This window comes from Dryocola baronae (genome assembly GCF_051297175.1).
In the GTDB taxonomy this organism is placed as follows: Bacteria; Pseudomonadota; Gammaproteobacteria; order Enterobacterales; family Enterobacteriaceae; genus Dryocola.
Map to the genome: position 1 here is coordinate 338,457 of NZ_JBINNY010000001.1, position 17,398 is coordinate 355,854.

The following is a 17,398-nucleotide window of genomic DNA, read 5'->3' on the forward strand; positions in this document are numbered from 1 at the left end:
CGCTGATTTAACGCAATGTTCTGTGGTTAGTCAGCGTGTTGCCCATCACCCCGATGGTTCAATATTCTTAATTACCGCTTCGATGCCAGATCCTTGACTACAATTATTATCACGTCCAGCAGATAGTGAGTGACAGCCAGCTGGCTCCACTCGGACGATATTAATTTTGTGATATTTAACCGAACGATGAGGATCTAAATTATGAATAAAGACGAAATCGGCGGTAACTGGAAACAGTTCAAAGGCACAGTGAAAGAAAAATGGGGCAAGCTGACCGACGACGACATGACCGTCATTGAAGGTAAACGCGATCAGCTGGTTGGTAAAATCCAGGAACGCTACGGCTCTTCTAAAGAAGACGCTGAAAAGGAAGTTGTTGACTGGGAAACCCGTAACAAATACCGCTGGTAGTTTGCATAACCCTCAGTTGTGCTAACCCTCAACGGCTACCCGGCCCTGGTACAAGGATGTACCGCACTCCCTTCTTATTTTAAATCAGCGTACTTTTTTCTTAATCAGCACCGAATGGTCATGGCTGCTGCACCCATCTTTGTGGCTACAGGCTTCTACTTCGGCACACGCTGAACATAATCCATGCGCTTCAATCACGTTATGACGCAGTGCAAAGCCCATTTTAGCGGCGAGCTTGTGCATAATGTCCTCTACGCCCTGAGCGGCTTCTTCCTTCACCACACCACAGCGTTCGCAGATAAACATGGCTGAAGAATGCGTTGGCTGGTCAATCAGATTACACAGCACATAGCTGTTAGCCGACTCCACGCGGTGAACAAAGCCCTGCTCGAGTAGGAAATCCAACGCGCGATAAACCGTTGGCGGTTTGGCCTGCGGCTCGCTGGCGCGCAGTAAATCCAGAAGATCGTAGGCGCTGATGGCGCCGGTCTGTAGTGTCATCAGACGCAGCACTTCAAGACGTTGCGGCGTCAGGCGTACATTGCGCTGCGCACAAAGCTTTTCAGCCTGCGCTAACACATGTTGTGAAGTCGTCGTATCCATCAGCATTCCTCGGTTTATTAACTTCCCACTTTACCATAAAAGCATTAAAAACGCCGAATGCTGGTCCATAATGACGGCTGACCCTGTTGAATTTTTGCCCACGGGAGTGAGCATGCAAAAACCAGACTGTATCCGCCACTGGCGCGAGCTAGAAGGCGCGGATGATTCCACCTATCCAGACAGCAACGAGCTATTTTCCATTGGTGCACCGCTCGCCCGCCGCCTGGGCCTGAACCGGCTTGGCATTCATCATGAACGCCTGCTGCCAGGTCGCCGCACATCGTATCCACACGCCGAAAGCAGCGAAGAAGAGTTTGCCTACGTGCTCGAAGGCCATCCGCAGGTATGGATAAACGGCAATCTCTATCAGCTCGAACCGGGGGATAGCGTTGGCTTCCCGGCGGGCACCGGCATCTGCCACACCTTTATTAACAACACGGAACACGAGGTGCGTCTGCTGGTCGTCGGCGAAGCTAACAAAGACGAAAACCGCATTTATTACCCGATGAATTCCAGCTACGCCGCCACGCGCAAAGACAGGTGGATTGACCATCCGCCGCAGTTTTTTGGCCCGCACGACGGGCGGCCTTCACGCAAACCGCAGAAGTAAACTATAAATAAACCTGCAAGGAAATTATGAAACCATAACCCGCATGGATAGAAACGGGATTCCTATGGGTGAAACAGCCCGCTTTTAGGTTCGTTATTCACAGCAATAGTCCGCCCCTGTTGAGCTTAACTGGCAGGGGCTAGTTATTACATCTGATTAACAGACGGACGAGCGGTGAATGAAAAAAATTAAAACTCTGGTGGCGCTTAGCGCCGCATCTTTTTTTGTGGCAAATCAGGCCAGCGCGGCTGGCACATGGGCTGAAGCCCGCAGTGACGCTATGGGTGGGACAGGGGTTGCCTCCGGCAGCTACGGAAGCGGGGCGCTAATCAACCCGGCGCTGCTTGCCCGTTCGCATGAAGAGGATAACGTCAGCGTTATTTTCCCTTCCGTCGGGGCGCAAATCACCGACAAGGACAATCTTCAGGATGAAATCGACGACATCAGCGATAAGGTCGATCGCTATCAGGAAATCGTTGACGATCTCACCCTTCAGGACATCATTCTTAACCCGGCAGGCTCTCTGAACCAGTTGCAGAGTGCTGCGGGCGATCTGGCAGGCGAACTTGAATACCTGCGCGGCAAAACGGCGAATGCCAAGGCGGCGGCGGGTATCGCGGTCAGTATTCCCAACGACGTGCTCTCCGTGGCCTTTGTTACCAAAGCCTACGCCCGCGCGCGCGTTAGCTCCTCTATTGACCAGCAGGACATTGATTACCTGCGCGGCATTCAGGGGTCGAACGCCATCGCCGGAGCCGTTGCCATCGACGCGGCTATCAACGGCTCGGACGTGATTACCCGCAACCTGAACTCCACCGCCTCGGGCCGGGCGGCTATCGTGTCCGACTACGGCATCGCGATGGCAAAGCAGTTTGATTTGGGCGGCGTGCCGGTTTCCGTTGGCGTGACGCCAAAGCTGCAAAAGACCTGGCTGTATAACTACACCACTTCGATTTATGCCTACGACAGCAGCGACTGGAACAGCAGCCGCTACCGCAACGACGACACCGGTTTTAACATCGATGCGGGCGTGGCGGCTGATTTAGGCGAACACTGGACGCTGGGCCTGAGCGGCCAGAACCTGGTATCGCGCGACATCGATACCAAAGATATCCGCATCACCAACGGCCGCACCGGCGAGACGCGCAGCTACAAAGATACCTTCCAGATTACCCCGCTGGTTACCGCTGGCGCGGCATGGCATAACGATTTTGTGACGCTAAGCGCCGATGGCGATCTGACGGAAACCAAAGGCTTTAAGAGAGAAGAAAACTCGCAGTACGTTGGCGTGGGTGCCGAAGTTCGCCCGCTGTCGTGGCTTGCCGTGCGTGCCGGTTACCGTGCCGACGTGAAGGGTAACGACAGCAATGTCTTTACCGGCGGCGTGGGCTTTGCGCCTTTCAACCGCGTACACGTCGATTTGATGGGCCTGTATGGTGAAGACGAGACCTGGGGCGCAGGCGCGCAGCTCAGCGTCACCTTCTGATAAAACGTGCGCCGGGACGGGCAGGTGTCCCGGCGCTGCTTTATGCTATAGTGGCGACCCTTTTTTAACCGTAACCTGCGTAAACGTCCAGTGACTATGTCCCCACAAAGCAATCAGACTCCTTTCCAGCCGTACCGTTTCTCCATCGCGCCGATGCTCGACTGGACCGACAGGCACTGCCGCTATTTCCTGCGCCAGCTTTCGCGCAACACCCTGCTGTACACCGAAATGGTGACCACCGGGGCGATTATTCACGGCAAAGGCGACTATCTGGCGTACAGCGAGGAAGAGCATCCTGTGGCGTTGCAGCTGGGCGGCAGCGACCCGCAGGCGCTTGCGCAGTGTGCGAAGCTCGCCGAACAGCGCGGTTACGACGAAATTAACCTCAACGTGGGCTGCCCGTCCGACCGTGTGCAAAACGGCATGTTCGGCGCCTGCCTGATGGCCGACGCGCAGCGCGTGGCGGACTGCATCAAAGCGATGCGCGACGTGGTGTCTATTCCGGTGACGGTCAAAACCCGCATTGGCATCGACGACCAGGACAGCTACGAATTCCTCTGCGACTTTATCGGCACCGTGGCGGGTAAGGGCGAATGCGAGATGTTTATCATCCACGCCCGCAAGGCCTGGCTGTCCGGCCTAAGCCCGAAGGAAAACCGCGAAATTCCACCGCTCGACTACCCGCGCGTTTATCAGCTTAAGCGTGATTTCCCGCATCTGACCATGGCTATCAACGGCGGCGTGAAGTCGCTCGAAGAAGCCAAAGCGCATCTGGAGCACATGGACGGCGTGATGGTCGGCCGCGAGGCGTACCAAAATCCGGGCCTGCTAACGGCGGTCGATCGTGAAATCTTCGGCTGTGATACGCCGGAGGTGGATACCGTGGCGGCGGTACGCGCCATGTATCCGTACATTGAACGCGAGCTGGCGAACGGCACCTATTTGGGCCACGTCACGCGACATATGCTTGGCCTGTTCCAGGGCATTCCCGGCGCGCGCCAGTGGCGTCGTTATCTGAGCGAAAATGCGCACAAGCCGGGGGCGGGGATTGCGGTTGTCGAGCATGCCCTGTCGCTGGTCGCGGACAAGCGCTAATTTTGCGCCGCAATAACCGTATGGTTTGCTAAGGTATTGCGGTATCGATCACAACCTCGCATCTTTGTGATTAACTTTCAGGATGCTCCGGTATCTATTGTTTTGTAAATCTGACACTATTGCGGCGTTGTAAAAAACGAATTCATCGCAGCTGTACCCTACAAAACAGCGCGAACAAAAAAAAGAATGGGCTTCCCTCGGGAAGCCCAAATTCTTTTAAGGAATCAACAGGCTGGAACCCTGTGTCGAACGGCTTTCCAGCACCTCATGCGCGCGAGCCGCGTCCTTCAAAGCAAATTTCTGTTCGTCTGCCACATCCACTTTAATCACCCCACTGGCGATCAGCGAGAACAGTTCGTTGCAGGCTTCTTCCAGCTCTTCGCGCGTGGTCACGTAACCGTTTAATGACGGACGCGTAACAAACAGCGAGCCTTTTTGATTGAGAATGCCGAGGTTAACGCCGGTCACCGGGCCGGACGCGTTGCCAAAGCTGACCATCAACCCCTGGCGCTGCAGGCAGTCGAGCGAGGACTCCCAGGTGTCTTTACCCACCGAGTCATAAACTACCGCGACCTTCTTGCCGCCGGTTATCTCTTTTATCCGCTCAACGATATTCTCTTCGCGGTAGTTAATCGTCTGCCATGCCCCGGCCTGTTTTGCGCGTTCGGCTTTCTGCGCCGACCCCACGGTGCCGATGAGCTTCGCGCCCAGCGCCTTCGACCACTGGCAGGCAATCAGCCCCACGCCGCCCGCTGCGGCATGGAACAGGAAAACGTCGTTTGGCTTCACTTCATAGGTTTTGCGCAGCAGGTAGTAAACCGTCAGGCCTTTCAGGAAGGAGGCGGCGGCCTGCTCGAAGGAGATGGCATCGGGAAGTTTAGCCGCTTTGTCAGCCGGCACGTTATGCACGCTGCTGTATGCGCCGAGGCCTGACTGGGCATAAACCACGCGGTCGCCGACGTTGAGATGTGTCACGCCGGGGCCGACTTTGCTGACCACGCCCGCAGCTTCCGTGCCAAGCCCGCTTGGCAGCATCGGCGGCGGGTACAGTCCGCTGCGAATATACGTATCGATGTAGTTGATACCAATTGCTTTATTCTCAACCTGCACTTCGCCATCGGCCGGATCGTGCGGGGTAAACTCCACTGCTTTGAGCACTTCCGGACCGCCGTGCTGGCTGAACTCTATACGCGTTGCCATGGAAACTCCTTGTGTCGAAGAGTATCAAGACCCGTTATACTTCCCGGTCTGTAGAAGAACATGAATCTGGTAACTCCCTCACTATGGCAGGAAATAAACCCTTCAACAAACCGAACGAAACCCGTGACCGTCAAATGGAAGGGCTGAAAATGCCGCCACATTCTCTGGAAGCGGAGCAGTCGGTATTGGGCGGGTTAATGCTGGACAACGAACGCTGGGACAACGTTTCCGAGCGCGTCGTGGCCAACGATTTTTTCAGCCGTCCACACCGCATGATCTTCACCGAAATGCAGCGCCTGCTCGAGATGAGCAAGCCTATCGACCTGATCACGCTTTCGGAATCGCTTGAATTACAGGGCAACCTGGAAAGCGTCGGCGGCTTTGCCTATCTGGCTGAGCTATCTAAAAACACGCCAAGTGCGGCGAACATCAGCGCCTATGCGGATATCGTCCGCGAACGTGCCGTTGTGCGTGAAATGATCGCCGTCGCCAATGAAATCGCCGATGCGGGTTATGACCCGCAGGGCCGCACCAGCGAAGATTTGCTCGATTTAGCCGAGTCACGCGTGTTCCAGATCGCTGAAAACCGCGCCAATAAAGACGAAGGCCCAAAAAGCATCGACCAAATCCTTGAAGCCACGGTGTCGCGCATCGAGTCGCTTTATCAGACGCCGCACGACGGCGTTACCGGCGTGGATACCGGCTATCAGGATCTGAACAAAAAGACCGCCGGGCTACAGAAATCGGATTTGATTATCGTCGCCGCGCGTCCGTCGATGGGTAAAACCACCTTCGCGATGAACCTGTGCGAAAACGCCGCCATGCTGCAGGAAAAACCGGTGCTGATTTTCAGCCTCGAGATGCCCGGCGAGCAGATCATGATGCGTATGCTGGCGTCGCTGTCGCGCGTTGATCAGACCAAAATCCGTACCGGGCAGCTCGACGACGAAGACTGGGCGCGCATTTCGAGCACCATGGGCATCCTGCTTGAGAAGCGCAATATGTATATTGATGACTCCTCCGGCCTGACGCCAACCGAAGTTCGCTCCCGCGCCCGCCGCATCTACCGCGAAGCGGGCGGTCTGAGCATGATCATGATCGACTACCTGCAATTGATGCGCGTGCCGTCGCTTTCCGACAACCGTACGCTTGAAATCGCCGAGATTTCACGCTCGCTTAAAGCCCTGGCAAAAGAGCTACAGGTGCCGGTTGTTGCCCTTTCGCAGCTGAACCGCTCCCTGGAACAGCGCGCCGATAAACGCCCGGTCAACTCGGATTTACGTGAATCCGGCTCCATCGAGCAGGATGCCGACTTAATCATGTTTATCTACCGCGATGAGGTTTACAACGACAACAGCGACGAGAAAGGCATCGCGCAAATTATCATCGGCAAGCAGCGTAACGGCCCAATCGGCACGGTCCGCCTGACGTTTAACGGCCAGTGGTCACGCTTTGATAACTATGCGGGCCCGCAATACGACGAAGACTAAATCCTCGTCATCCTTCAAGCCACACCTGCGTTGACTGCACTCACTCACCCGAATCACTTACTTTAGTAAGCTCATCGGGATGAGCTCCCTGGGCGCCTTGCTGTGACTCGAATGATCTAGAGGATTGATGAGAATAACTAACTATTTTGGCAAGGAATAAACATGCAAGCGGCAACCGTCAAAATTAACCGCCGCGCTCTGCGACATAACCTGCAACGCCTGCGTGAACTGGCTCCGGCCAGCCGCATGGTGGCGGTTGTGAAAGCAAACGCCTATGGTCACGGTCTTCTCGAGACCGCACAAACCCTCCCTGATGCCGATGCGTTCGGCGTAGCCCGCCTTGAAGAAGCCGTGCGGCTGCGTGCGGGGGGAATTACCCAACCGATTCTGCTGCTGGAAGGCTTTTTTAACGCCAGCGATCTGCCGACCATCGCCGAACAAAACCTGCAAACCGCGGTGCACAGCATCGAACAGCTCGAAGCGCTGGAGCAGGCGACGCTAAGCCACCCGATTACCGTATGGATGAAGCTCGATACCGGCATGCACCGCCTCGGCGTGCTGCCCCACGAAGCGGAAGCGTTCTACCAGCGCCTCGCGCGCTGTAAAAACGTCAGCCAGCCGGTGAATATCGTCAGCCACTTTGCGCGCGCCGACGAGCCGGAGTCCGACGCCACGCCGCGCCAGCTCGATATCTTCAACTCGTTCGTGGCGGACAAGCCCGGCCAGAAGTCTATCGGCGCGTCGGGTGGGATTCTGCTGTGGCCCGCTTCGCACATGGACTGGGTGCGCCCGGGCATCATTCTTTACGGCGTATCGCCTCTGGAACACAGGCCGTGGGGCGTGGACTTTGGCTTCCAGCCCGTCATGTCGCTCACCTCAAGCCTTATCGCCGTGCGCAGCCACAAAGCGGGCGAGCCGGTGGGATACGGCGGCACATGGGTTGCCGAACGCGATACCCGTCTGGGCGTAGTGGCAATGGGTTACGGCGATGGCTACCCGCGCTGCGCGCCGTCCGGTACGCCGGTGCTGGTCAATGGCCGGGAAGTACCGACCGTTGGGCGCGTGGCGATGGACATGATTTGTGTCGATCTCGGCCCGGACGCGCAGGAAAAAGTAGGCGATTCGGTCGTGATGTGGGGCGAAGGGCTGCCCGTGGAGCGCATTGCCGAAATCACAAAAGTAAGTGCTTACGAACTTATTACACGCCTGACTTCGCGGGTGGCGATGGAATATCTCGACTAAACGTTTCGGTGGATGGCGCTTGCGCTTATCCACCCTACGAACGGCACGATGCCACAAATTTCGTAGGTCGGGTAAGGCGCAAGCCGCCACCCGACAAAAAGCACGATGCCGCATATTTCGTAGGTCGGGCAAGGCGTGAGCCGCCACCCGACAAACGGCACGATGCCACAAATTTCGTAGGCCGGATAAGGCGCAAGCCGCCACCCTACGAACAGCATGATGCCGCATATTTCGTAGGTCGGGTAAGGCGTGAGCCGCCACCCTACGAACAGCATGATGCCGCATATTTCGTAGGTCGGGTAAGGCGCAAGCCGCCACCCGACGTTCGACACCCGACAAAATCTCGCCTGACCCGCCAAACCTCTCGATCTCCGCCCGGCTTCCGGTTTACATTGGTCATCCGCCACACTGTAAACCAGGAGATCCCACCGTGTTTCAAAAAGTTGACGCCTATGCTGGCGACCCGATTCTTTCCTTAATGGAGCGCTTCAAAGTCGACCCGCGTGCCGACAAGGTAAACCTCAGCATCGGCCTCTATTACAACGAAGATGGGGTCATCCCGCAGTTACAGGCCGTGGCCGAAGCCGAAGCGCGTCTGAACGCGCAGCCGCACGGCGCGTCCCTCTATCTGCCGATGGAAGGCCTGAATGCCTACCGTAGCGCCATCGCGCCGCTGCTGTTCGGGGCCGAGCATCCCGCTTTACTGGAAGGGCGTATCGCCTCCATTCAGACGCTTGGCGGCTCCGGTGCGCTGAAGGTGGGTGCGGACTTTCTGAAAGCCTGGTTCCCTCATTCGCAGGTGTGGGTCAGCGATCCGACCTGGGAAAACCATGTCGCTATCTTTGCGGGCGCGGGCTTTACGGTAAATACCTATCCGTGGTTCGACAGCGAAACCAACGGCGTGCGCTTTGAAGCCCTGCTGGAAACGTTGAACAAGCTCCCGGCGCAGAGCGTGGTGCTGCTGCATCCTTGCTGCCATAACCCAACCGGCTCCGACCTGACGGACGCCCAGTGGGATGCGGTCATTGAAATCCTGAAGGCGCGTGACCTGATTCCGTTCCTCGACATCGCCTACCAGGGCTTTGGCGCGGGCATGGAGGAAGACGCTTACGCCATTCGCGCTATTACCAGCGCCGGGCTGCCTGCGCTGGTAAGTAACTCATTTTCTAAGATATTCTCGCTGTACGGTGAGCGTGTTGGCGGGCTATCCGTAGTGTGTGAAGACGCCGATGCCGCCGGCCGCGTGCTTGGGCAACTTAAGGCGACCGTGCGCCGCAACTACTCCAGCCCGCCGAACTTTGGCGCGCAGGTGGTGGCCACGGTGCTGAACGACGCGCAGCTTAAGGCCAGCTGGCTCGCAGAAGTGGAAACCATGCGCCGCCGCATTCTCGATATGCGCCAGGCGCTGGTGACCGTGCTCAAAACCGAAGTGCCGGGCCGTAACTTTGATTACCTGTTAAAACAGCGCGGCATGTTCAGCTACACCGGCCTCAGCGCCGAGCAGGTGGATCGCCTGCGCGACGAGTTTGGCGTCTATCTGATTGCCAGCGGGCGCATGTGCGTAGCGGGGCTGAACAGCAATAACGTGAAGCGCGTTGCGCAGGCCTTTGCCGCAGTAATGTAAGGGCTTACTAACTAAATTAAGGCGACGTTTGCATTCTGTGATCGTCGCCTTTTTCCATGATAAATCTGCAAAAATTCCTTTCACTCTCCCCGCCTCGTCGGTATGGTCAGGTAGAATTTTGACCAACTGCTCCGTTTTATAACGATAAAAATCGCTGATAATTAAAGGGAAAACGATGCGTAAAATCACACTGGCGCTAAGCGCCGTCTGCCTGCTGCTGGGGTTAAACCAGTCCGTCGTTGCGAAAGAATCCGTTCCGGCTCCCCTCAACCCTGGCGTGACGGTGGCCCAGCTTGCTCAGCAAGCGCCGATTCACTGGGTATCCGTCGCACAAATTGAAAACAGCCTGCTGGGCCGCGCGCCGATCGCCGTGGGTTTTGATATCGATGACACGGTGCTTTTCTCAAGCCCTGGCTTCTATCGTGGGCAGAAAGAGTATTCCCCAGGCAAGCCCGACTATCTGAAAAACCCGGAGTTCTGGGAAAAAATGAACAACGGTTGGGACGAGTTCAGCATGCCGAAAGAGGTGGGTAAGGCGCTGATCGCCATGCACCTCAAGCGCGGCGACAGCATTTACTTCGTCACCGGGCGCAGCCAGACCAAAACCGAAACGGTCACCCAGACTTTGCAAAAAGACTTCCTGATCCCGCAGAACGCGGTGAATCCGGTGATTTTCGCCGGGGATAAAGAAGGCCAGAACACCAAAACGCAGTGGCTTAAAGATAAGCAGATCAAGATCTTCTACGGTGATTCAGATAACGACATCACCGCCGCGCAGGACGTTGGCGCGCGCGGCATTCGCGTTCTGCGTGCCTCAAACTCCAGCTACCAGCCGCTGCCAAAAGCAGGTTCGTTTGGTGAAGAGGTGATTGTTAACTCTGAATACTGATCCTGAAAGGCGATGAAAAACGGCGATGCGCTTTAGGCCATCGCCGTTTTTTTCATCAAATATGACCCGGCGGGTTTTACTTTTGGCGAGTACCCCGCACACTTAGATGAGTGAAAATCACTCGGGATGCGCAAAGGGGAGTAAAGATGACCAATTCGGAGCTATTACAGTACTGCATGAATAAGCCTGGCGCCGAGCAGAGCGTCCACAGCGACTGGAAGGCCACGCAAATTAAAGTTGCCGACGTGCTGTATGCCATGGTGCATGACGTGGAGAAACGCCCGGCAGTGTCGCTGAAAGCAAGCCCCAGCCTTGCGGATTTGCTGCGCGAAAGCCATAGCGACGTCTTTCCGAGCGCGCATTTAAACAAGGCGCACTGGAGCACGGTTTATTTAGACGGGTCTTTGCCGGATTCGCAGATTTACTACCTGGTGGACGCTTCGTATCAGCAGGCATTATCGCTGCTGCCCGAACAGACCAGGCAGCAGCTTGCAGACTGACTACTTCAGCAAGGGTTTGAGGAAGCGCGCGGTATGCGACGCCTCGCATTTTGCAACCGTTTCTGGCGTACCGGAAACGAGGATCTCCCCGCCGCCGCTGCCGCCTTCCGGACCGAGGTCGACAATCCAGTCCGCGGTTTTAATCACGTCCAGGTTATGTTCGATAACCACGATGGTGTTGCCCTGGTCCCTGAGCTGGTGCAGCACTTCCAGCAGCTGTTGAATATCCGCAAAGTGCAGGCCGGTGGTCGGCTCATCGAGGATATACAGCGTCTGGCCCGTGCCACGCTTGGACAGCTCGCGGGCGAGCTTCACGCGCTGCGCTTCGCCGCCGGACAGCGTCGTTGCCGACTGGCCGAGGCGGATGTAAGACAGGCCCACGTCGATTAACGTTTGCAGCTTACGCGCCAGCGCCGGAACGGCATCGAAGAACTCACGCGCGTCTTCAATGGTCATATCCAGCACTTCGTGGATGCTCTTGCCTTTGTACTTAATTTCCAGCGTTTCGCGGTTGTAGCGTTTGCCACGGCACTGGTCGCACGGCACGTAGATATCCGGCAGGAAGTGCATTTCCACTTTGATCACGCCGTCGCCCTGACAGGCTTCGCAGCGCCCGCCGCGCACGTTAAAGCTGAAGCGGCCCGGCGTATAGCCACGCGCGCGGGATTCCGGCACGCCTGCGAACAGCTCGCGCACCGGCGTGAATACGCCCGTATAGGTCGCCGGGTTTGAGCGCGGCGTGCGGCCAATCGGGCTTTGGTCGATATCGATAACCTTATCGAAATGTTCCAGCCCCTGAATATCGCGATAGGCCGCCGGTTCCGCGATGGTTGCGCCGTTAAGCTGGCGCTGCGCGAGCGGGAACAGCGTATCGTTTATCAGCGTTGATTTGCCCGAGCCGGATACGCCGGTGACGCAGGTGAACAGGCCAACCGGCAGCGTCAGGGTAACGTCTTTCAGGTTGTTGCCCTTCGCGCCACTCAGCTTGAGCACTTTTTCCGGGTCGGCTGGCACGCGGTTTTTAGGTACGGAAATTTCACGCTTGCCGCTCAGGAACTGCCCGGTGAGGGATTCCGGCACGTCGATGATGTCCTGCATGGTGCCTTCAGCCACCACCTGGCCGCCGTGTACGCCAGCGCCGGGGCCGATATCGATGATATGGTCGGCGGCGCGAATCGCGTCTTCGTCATGCTCGACCACGATCACGGTATTGCCCAGATCGCGCAGGTGAATCAGGGTTTCAAGCAGGCGTTCGTTATCGCGCTGGTGCAGGCCAATCGACGGCTCGTCCAGCACGTACATCACGCCAACCAGCCCGGCACCGATCTGGCTCGCCAGACGGATACGCTGGGCCTCACCGCCGGAAAGGGTTTCTGCGGAGCGTGAAAGCGACAGGTAGTTCAGGCCGACGTTCACCAGGAACTTCAGGCGATCGCCAATCTCTTTCAGCACTTTCTCGGCGATTTGCGCGCGCTGGCCGCTCAGCTTCATGTTCTGGAAGAATTCCATCGCATGGCCGATGCTCATGTCGGAAATGGTCGGCAGCGGCGTGTTTTCAACGAACACGTGGCGCGCTTCGCGACGCAGGCGGGTGCCTTCACAGCTGGCGCAGGGACGGTTGCTGATGAACTTCGCCAGCTCCTCGCGCACGGCGGAGGATTCCGTCTCTTTATAGCGGCGTTCCATGTTGTGCAGCACGCCTTCGAACGGGTGGCGGCGCACGGAGGTGTCGCCACGGTCGTTCATATATTTGAATTCGATGGTTTCTTTACCGGAGCCGTGCAGCACGACGTTCTTCACCGCGGCGGTCAGCTCATTCCACGGGGTTTCCACGTCGAACTTATAGTGTTCGGCGAGGGAGCGCAGCATGGTGAAGTAATAGAAATTACGGCGATCCCAGCCACGAATAGCGCCGCCGGCCAGCGACAGCTCGCCGTTTTGCACCACGCGATCCGGATCGAAGTACTGCTGAACGCCCAGGCCGTCGCAGGTTGGGCAGGCCCCGGCCGGGTTGTTAAAGGAAAACAGGCGCGGTTCCAGTTCGCGCATGCTGTAGCCGCAAATCGGGCAGGCGAAGTTGGCCGAGAACAGCAGTTCTTCGGCCTTTTCGTCGTCCATATCGGCGACGACAGCGGAACCGCCGGACAGCTCGAGGGCGGTTTCAAACGATTCGGCCAGGCGCTGGCCGATGTCTTCACGCACTTTGAAACGGTCTACGACCACTTCGATAGTGTGTTTCTTTTGCAGCTCAAGCTTAGGCGGATCGGAGAGGTCGCATACCTCGCCGTCGATACGGGCGCGGATATAGCCCTGGCTTGCCAGGTTTTCCAGCGTCTTGGTGTGCTCGCCCTTACGGTCTTTGATAATCGGCGCAAGGAGCATCAGGCGGCGGCCTTCCGGCTGCGCCAGCACGTTGTCAACCATCTGGCTGACCGTCTGCGCCGCCAGCGGAACGTTATGGTCCGGGCAGCGCGGCTCGCCCACGCGTGCATATAGCAGGCGCAGGTAGTCGTGGATTTCAGTAATGGTGCCGACGGTTGAACGCGGGTTATGCGACGTGGATTTCTGCTCGATAGAAATCGCAGGCGATAGCCCTTCGATATGGTCGACATCCGGCTTTTCCATCAACGACAGGAACTGACGCGCATAGGCGGAGAGAGACTCAACGTAACGACGTTGCCCCTCAGCGTATAAGGTGTCGAAAGCCAGTGAGGATTTGCCTGAACCCGAAAGCCCGGTCACAACAATGAGTTTGTCGCGAGGGATGACGAGGTTGATATTCTTGAGATTGTGGGTGCGGGCGCCCCGAACTTCGATCTTATCCATTCACCTTTCCCGGATTAAACGCGTTTTGCCCGGCGCATGATGCCACCGGCGATCACAAACGGCTAATTATGACACAATAAAACCTGAATGGATATCCAGTGTTTTAATGCAATAATGTATGGAGCACAGAGATTCTGGAATGCATCCCGCAGCTATAAACATTGGGGGTGGCATGGTAGAATCGAGGGTTTACACTATTCATAAAACGTTTCAGGAGACACGATCATGGCCAGCAGAGGCGTAAACAAGGTGATTCTCGTCGGGAATCTGGGTCAGGACCCGGAAGTACGCTACATGCCAAATGGTGGCGCTGTCGCCAACATTACCCTGGCCACGTCAGAGTCCTGGCGCGATAAGCAAACCGGCGAAACCAAAGAGAAAACTGAATGGCACCGTGTTGTGCTGTTCGGCAAACTGGCAGAAGTCGCGGGCGAATACCTGCGTAAAGGCTCCCAGGTTTATATCGAAGGCGCACTGCAGACGCGCAAATGGACCGACCAGGCTGGCGTTGAGAAGTACACCACCGAAGTCGTAGTAAACGTTGGCGGCACCATGCAGATGCTGGGTGGCCGTGCGGGCGGCGGTGCAGGCGCACCGGCTGGCGGCAACGGCGGCGGCCAGCAGCAGGGCAGCTGGGGTCAGCCTCAGCAGCCACAGGGCGGCAACCAGTTCAGCGGTGGCGCACAACAGGCGCGTCCTCAGCAGAGCGCACCGGCGGCGTCCAACAATGAACCACCGATGGATTTTGACGACGATATCCCGTTCTGATCCCATTCAGAACAGGCGTTTGTTGCCTTAAGCATCACAAAGCCCCTGCCGTTCATCCGGCGGGGGTTTTTTGTTACTACCCCTTTCTACTCCCTTAAAACCGTTGGGGATAAGCTATCTAACGTTGTATATTTATATATACAACGTTAGAAGGACACCCCCTTGAAACTACTTCCTCGTCGCCTGTTGATTGGCGCATTACTGCTTATTTCCCCGCTCGCCGCCCTTGCCAACCGTGTTGTCACCGACCAGCTCGGCCGCCAGGTCACTATTCCCGACCGCGTGGATCGCGTGGTGGTTTTGCAACACCAGACGCTCAACCTGCTGGTGCAGATGAACGCGACGGATAAAATCGTCGGCATTCTCGCCAACTGGAAGCAGCAGCTTGGCGACGGCTACGTGCGCCTTGCCCCCGAGCTTCAGCACAAGGCGATGCTCGGCGATCTGACCCACGTGGACACCGAAAGCCTGGTCGCCCTGCATCCGCAGGTGGTGTTTGTCACCAACTACGCGCCGCAGGAGATGATCGACAGCATCAGCAAGCTCGGCCTGCCGGTGATCGCCATCTCCCTGCGCCACGACGAGGCGGGCCAGAAGGCAAAAATGAACCCGACGATGGCCGACGAAGGGCAGGCCTACAGCCAGGGGCTGAAAGAAGGTATCGCGCTGATTGGCGAGGTGGTCAATAAACCCCTGGAAGCGAAGGCGCTGGTGGATGCCACCTTTGCAAATCGCAGGCTGGTGGCGGATCGCCTGAAGGATATTCCTGAAAGTAAGCGAGTACGTGCTTACATGGCGAACCCCGAAATGACCACCTACGGCTCCGGGAAATACACCGGTCTGATGATGTCCCACGCGGGCGCGCTGAACGTCGCAGCCGCTACGATTCAGGGCTTCAAACAGGTCGCCATGGAGCAGGTCATTGCCTGGAATCCGCAGGTGATTTTCGTGCAGGACCGCTATCCAAAAGTTGTCGATGAGATTAACAGCAGCCCGGAGTGGCAGGTGATTGATGCGGTGAAAAATCACCGCGTGTACCTGATGCCTGAATATGCCAAGGCCTGGGGCTACCCGATGCCGGAAGCAATGGGGATCGGCGAGCTGTGGATGGCGAAAAAGCTCTATCCGGCGAAATTCCAGGATATCGACATGAAGAAAATGGCCGACGGCTGGTATCACCGCTTCTACCGCACCGACTATCAGGGCGTGAACTAGCGATGCTGAAAGTCATGGCGGCGGGCAGCCTGCGGCGCGTTTGGGCACCTTTGATGGCGCGCTATGAAGCGCAAACCGGGCAGAGCGTTGAAACGCATTTTGGCCCGGCGGGCCTGCTGCGCGAGCGTATCGAAAAAGGTGAAAGCTGCGGGCTGTTCGCATCGGCAAACATGGCCCATCCGCTGGCGTTACGGCGGGCGGGCATCGCGCAGGAGGTACATCCTTTTGCCGGTAATCGCCTGTGCCTGACGGTGGCTAAGTCAAAGATGGGGGAGCGGCGGAACTGGCTGGATTTGCTTTGCTGCGACGGGCTGCGCCTTGCCACTTCGACGCCGGAAAGCGACCCGTCCGGCGATTACACCTGGCAGCTTTTCGATCGTATTGAGCAGCTTCATGCGGGCGAGGGGGAAAAGCTCAGGCTGCGCGCCCGGCAGCTGGTCGGCGGGCCGTCGAGTATGGCGGTGCCTGAAGGGCAGCTTGCGGCCGCGTGGCTTATTCGCAGCGATCTCACGGATATGTTTATCGGCTATCGCAGCTACGCCCCGGCGCTGCGGGAGCAGCCTGATTTAGGCGTGCTGGAAATCCCGCTCGAGTATAATATTCGCTCGGTCTATGCGCTGGCGGTGTGCCAGCCTGCGGCAAAACCGCTGGCTGAGTATTTACTTAGCCAGCCCGCGCAGCAATATCTGGTGGATTCAGGATTTGAAACTTGAGGGATCAGGTAATGACCATCGGCCATTCTGGCGGGGTATGACTCATGATTTCGACCATCACGTCCTTAAACGACGCCCACATCACGGCAAAATCTGCCAGCGTCAGGCCCAGCAGGCCGGTCGCAAACCATAGCGCGGCGGCAATGCCCAGCCCGCTGCTCACCACCGCTAAAAACGCGTAATCAGACTTTTTAAACTGAATGTTTAACGTGCTGGCAAGAAACATCAGAAACGCGCTAACTAACGGCCAGCGCATAAGTAATACGCCAGTGGTGATTGCTGTCATGGTCCCATCCTCTCAGGCAACTCATTACGCATAACGGCTACGCGCACTAAGGGCGCGGGGCAGACCGCTCGGGAACCGTCAGGGGAATGAGTATTGCAAAAATGTAAATTAAAACGCTGTTGCAGAAAACGTGTGAAGTCTATCACATTTGTTCTTTTCGTCACCAGATGCGCGGTGCGTTTTTTGTGCGTTTTTTTGCCTGTCGAAGGAAGAGGAGTGGAAGGCGGCAGCGCGCAATGTGACAAGATATGCATTTTTGATCTGAAAATTCTTATTCTTTATATGTGTGATGATTTTACTTAACGAATTATTCTCTGCTATTTGAATTAAGATAAACGCGCTATTAGCGCATCAGTACTAAACTTACCCCCGGTAATGCCTGTTTTTTTCTCTGCCCTTTCTTAATTTCATCTACGATGTATCTATAAGAAAAAAAAGAG

The 17,398-nt window shown here is 56.8% G+C and carries 17 protein-coding genes; 12 read left to right on the plus strand and 5 right to left on the minus strand.

All coding sequences use genetic code 11. The features are described from left to right. The first annotated feature begins 201 nt into the window (after positions 1-201). Positions 202-411, plus strand: a complete 210-nt coding sequence (locus tag ACSPHG_RS01590; RefSeq protein ID WP_435951707.1) for a CsbD family protein — start codon at positions 202-204, stop codon at positions 409-411. Positions 412-495: 84 nt separating this feature from the next. Here ACSPHG_RS01590 and zur read toward each other — a convergent pair whose 3' ends face one another. After that, on the minus strand, positions 496-1,014 hold the full coding sequence (gene zur / locus ACSPHG_RS01595; protein WP_435951708.1) for a zinc uptake transcriptional repressor Zur: 519 nt from the start codon (positions 1,012-1,014) through the stop codon (positions 496-498). 112 nt (positions 1,015-1,126) lie between these two features. Here zur and ACSPHG_RS01600 point away from each other — a divergent pair, with 112 nt between their 5' ends. The 3 genes from ACSPHG_RS01600 to dusA all read left to right on the plus strand — a co-directional run bounded on the left by ACSPHG_RS01600 (position 1,127) and on the right by dusA (position 4,205). Continuing rightward, positions 1,127-1,624 (plus strand): cupin domain-containing protein, encoded by a 498-nt coding sequence (locus ACSPHG_RS01600; RefSeq protein WP_435951709.1) that lies wholly within the window; start codon positions 1,127-1,129, stop codon positions 1,622-1,624. 178 nt (positions 1,625-1,802) lie between these two features. Continuing rightward, entirely contained in the window at positions 1,803-3,110 is a 1,308-nt protein-coding gene (locus tag ACSPHG_RS01605; protein WP_435951710.1) for a conjugal transfer protein TraF, read from the plus strand. Positions 3,111-3,206: 96 nt separating this feature from the next. After that, entirely contained in the window at positions 3,207-4,205 is a 999-nt protein-coding gene (dusA, locus tag ACSPHG_RS01610) for a tRNA dihydrouridine(20/20a) synthase DusA (RefSeq protein WP_435951711.1), read from the plus strand. Positions 4,206-4,421: 216 nt separating this feature from the next. Here dusA and ACSPHG_RS01615 read toward each other — a convergent pair whose 3' ends face one another. Next, positions 4,422-5,405 carry a quinone oxidoreductase gene (locus ACSPHG_RS01615; RefSeq protein ID WP_435951712.1) on the minus strand — a complete coding sequence of 328 codons (984 nt, stop codon included), beginning with the start codon at positions 5,403-5,405 and terminating at the stop codon, positions 4,422-4,424. A gap of 83 nt (positions 5,406-5,488) precedes the next feature. Between ACSPHG_RS01615 and dnaB the strand changes: the two genes are divergently transcribed. Both dnaB and alr read left to right on the plus strand, forming a co-directional pair. Continuing rightward, entirely contained in the window at positions 5,489-6,895 is a 1,407-nt protein-coding gene (dnaB, locus tag ACSPHG_RS01620; protein WP_167614391.1) for a replicative DNA helicase, read from the plus strand. A 162-nt stretch (positions 6,896-7,057) separates the two neighbouring features. Beyond that, complete coding sequence (alr, locus tag ACSPHG_RS01625) at positions 7,058-8,137, plus strand: alanine racemase (protein ID WP_435951713.1); 1,080 nt, start codon at positions 7,058-7,060, stop codon at positions 8,135-8,137. Here alr and ACSPHG_RS01630 read toward each other — a convergent pair. Further along, positions 8,134-8,469 carry a hypothetical protein gene (locus ACSPHG_RS01630; RefSeq protein WP_435951714.1) on the minus strand — a complete coding sequence of 112 codons (336 nt, stop codon included), beginning with the start codon at positions 8,467-8,469 and terminating at the stop codon, positions 8,134-8,136. The two genes, alr and ACSPHG_RS01630, sit on opposite strands and share 4 nt — an antisense overlap. A gap of 98 nt (positions 8,470-8,567) precedes the next feature. Here ACSPHG_RS01630 and tyrB point away from each other — a divergent pair, with 98 nt between their 5' ends. From tyrB to ACSPHG_RS01645, 3 genes are all read left to right on the plus strand, one after another. Next, on the plus strand, positions 8,568-9,761 hold the full coding sequence (gene tyrB / locus ACSPHG_RS01635) for an aromatic amino acid transaminase (protein ID WP_435951715.1): 1,194 nt from the start codon (positions 8,568-8,570) through the stop codon (positions 9,759-9,761). A 175-nt stretch (positions 9,762-9,936) separates the two neighbouring features. Next, positions 9,937-10,650 (plus strand): acid phosphatase AphA, encoded by a 714-nt coding sequence (aphA, locus tag ACSPHG_RS01640; RefSeq protein ID WP_435951717.1) that lies wholly within the window; start codon positions 9,937-9,939, stop codon positions 10,648-10,650. A 146-nt stretch (positions 10,651-10,796) separates the two neighbouring features. Further along, positions 10,797-11,150: an MmcQ/YjbR family DNA-binding protein gene (locus ACSPHG_RS01645; RefSeq protein WP_435951718.1), complete on the plus strand. Its 354-nt coding sequence runs from the start codon at positions 10,797-10,799 to the stop codon at positions 11,148-11,150. Here ACSPHG_RS01645 and uvrA read toward each other — a convergent pair whose 3' ends face one another. Further along, entirely contained in the window at positions 11,151-13,976 is a 2,826-nt protein-coding gene (gene uvrA / locus ACSPHG_RS01650) for an excinuclease ABC subunit UvrA (protein WP_435951720.1), read from the minus strand. It abuts the gene before it with no gap. Between the two features lie 225 nt (positions 13,977-14,201). Between uvrA and ssb1 the strand changes: the two genes are divergently transcribed. The 3 genes from ssb1 to ACSPHG_RS01665 all read left to right on the plus strand — a co-directional run bounded on the left by ssb1 (position 14,202) and on the right by ACSPHG_RS01665 (position 16,672). Beyond that, positions 14,202-14,744 carry a single-stranded DNA-binding protein SSB1 gene (gene ssb1, locus ACSPHG_RS01655; protein WP_435951722.1) on the plus strand — a complete coding sequence of 181 codons (543 nt, stop codon included), beginning with the start codon at positions 14,202-14,204 and terminating at the stop codon, positions 14,742-14,744. 162 nt (positions 14,745-14,906) lie between these two features. Then, on the plus strand, positions 14,907-15,959 hold the full coding sequence (locus ACSPHG_RS01660) for an ABC transporter substrate-binding protein (protein WP_435951723.1): 1,053 nt from the start codon (positions 14,907-14,909) through the stop codon (positions 15,957-15,959). Between the two features lie 2 nt (positions 15,960-15,961). Then, positions 15,962-16,672, plus strand: a complete 711-nt coding sequence (locus ACSPHG_RS01665; RefSeq protein WP_435951725.1) for a substrate-binding domain-containing protein — start codon at positions 15,962-15,964, stop codon at positions 16,670-16,672. Between the two features lie 4 nt (positions 16,673-16,676). Here the strand turns inward: ACSPHG_RS01665 and ACSPHG_RS01670 are convergent, their stop codons facing one another. Further along, positions 16,677-16,958, minus strand: coding sequence for a YjcB family protein (locus ACSPHG_RS01670; protein WP_435951726.1), 282 nt, complete (start codon positions 16,956-16,958; stop codon positions 16,677-16,679). Positions 16,959-17,398 lie beyond the last annotated feature (440 nt).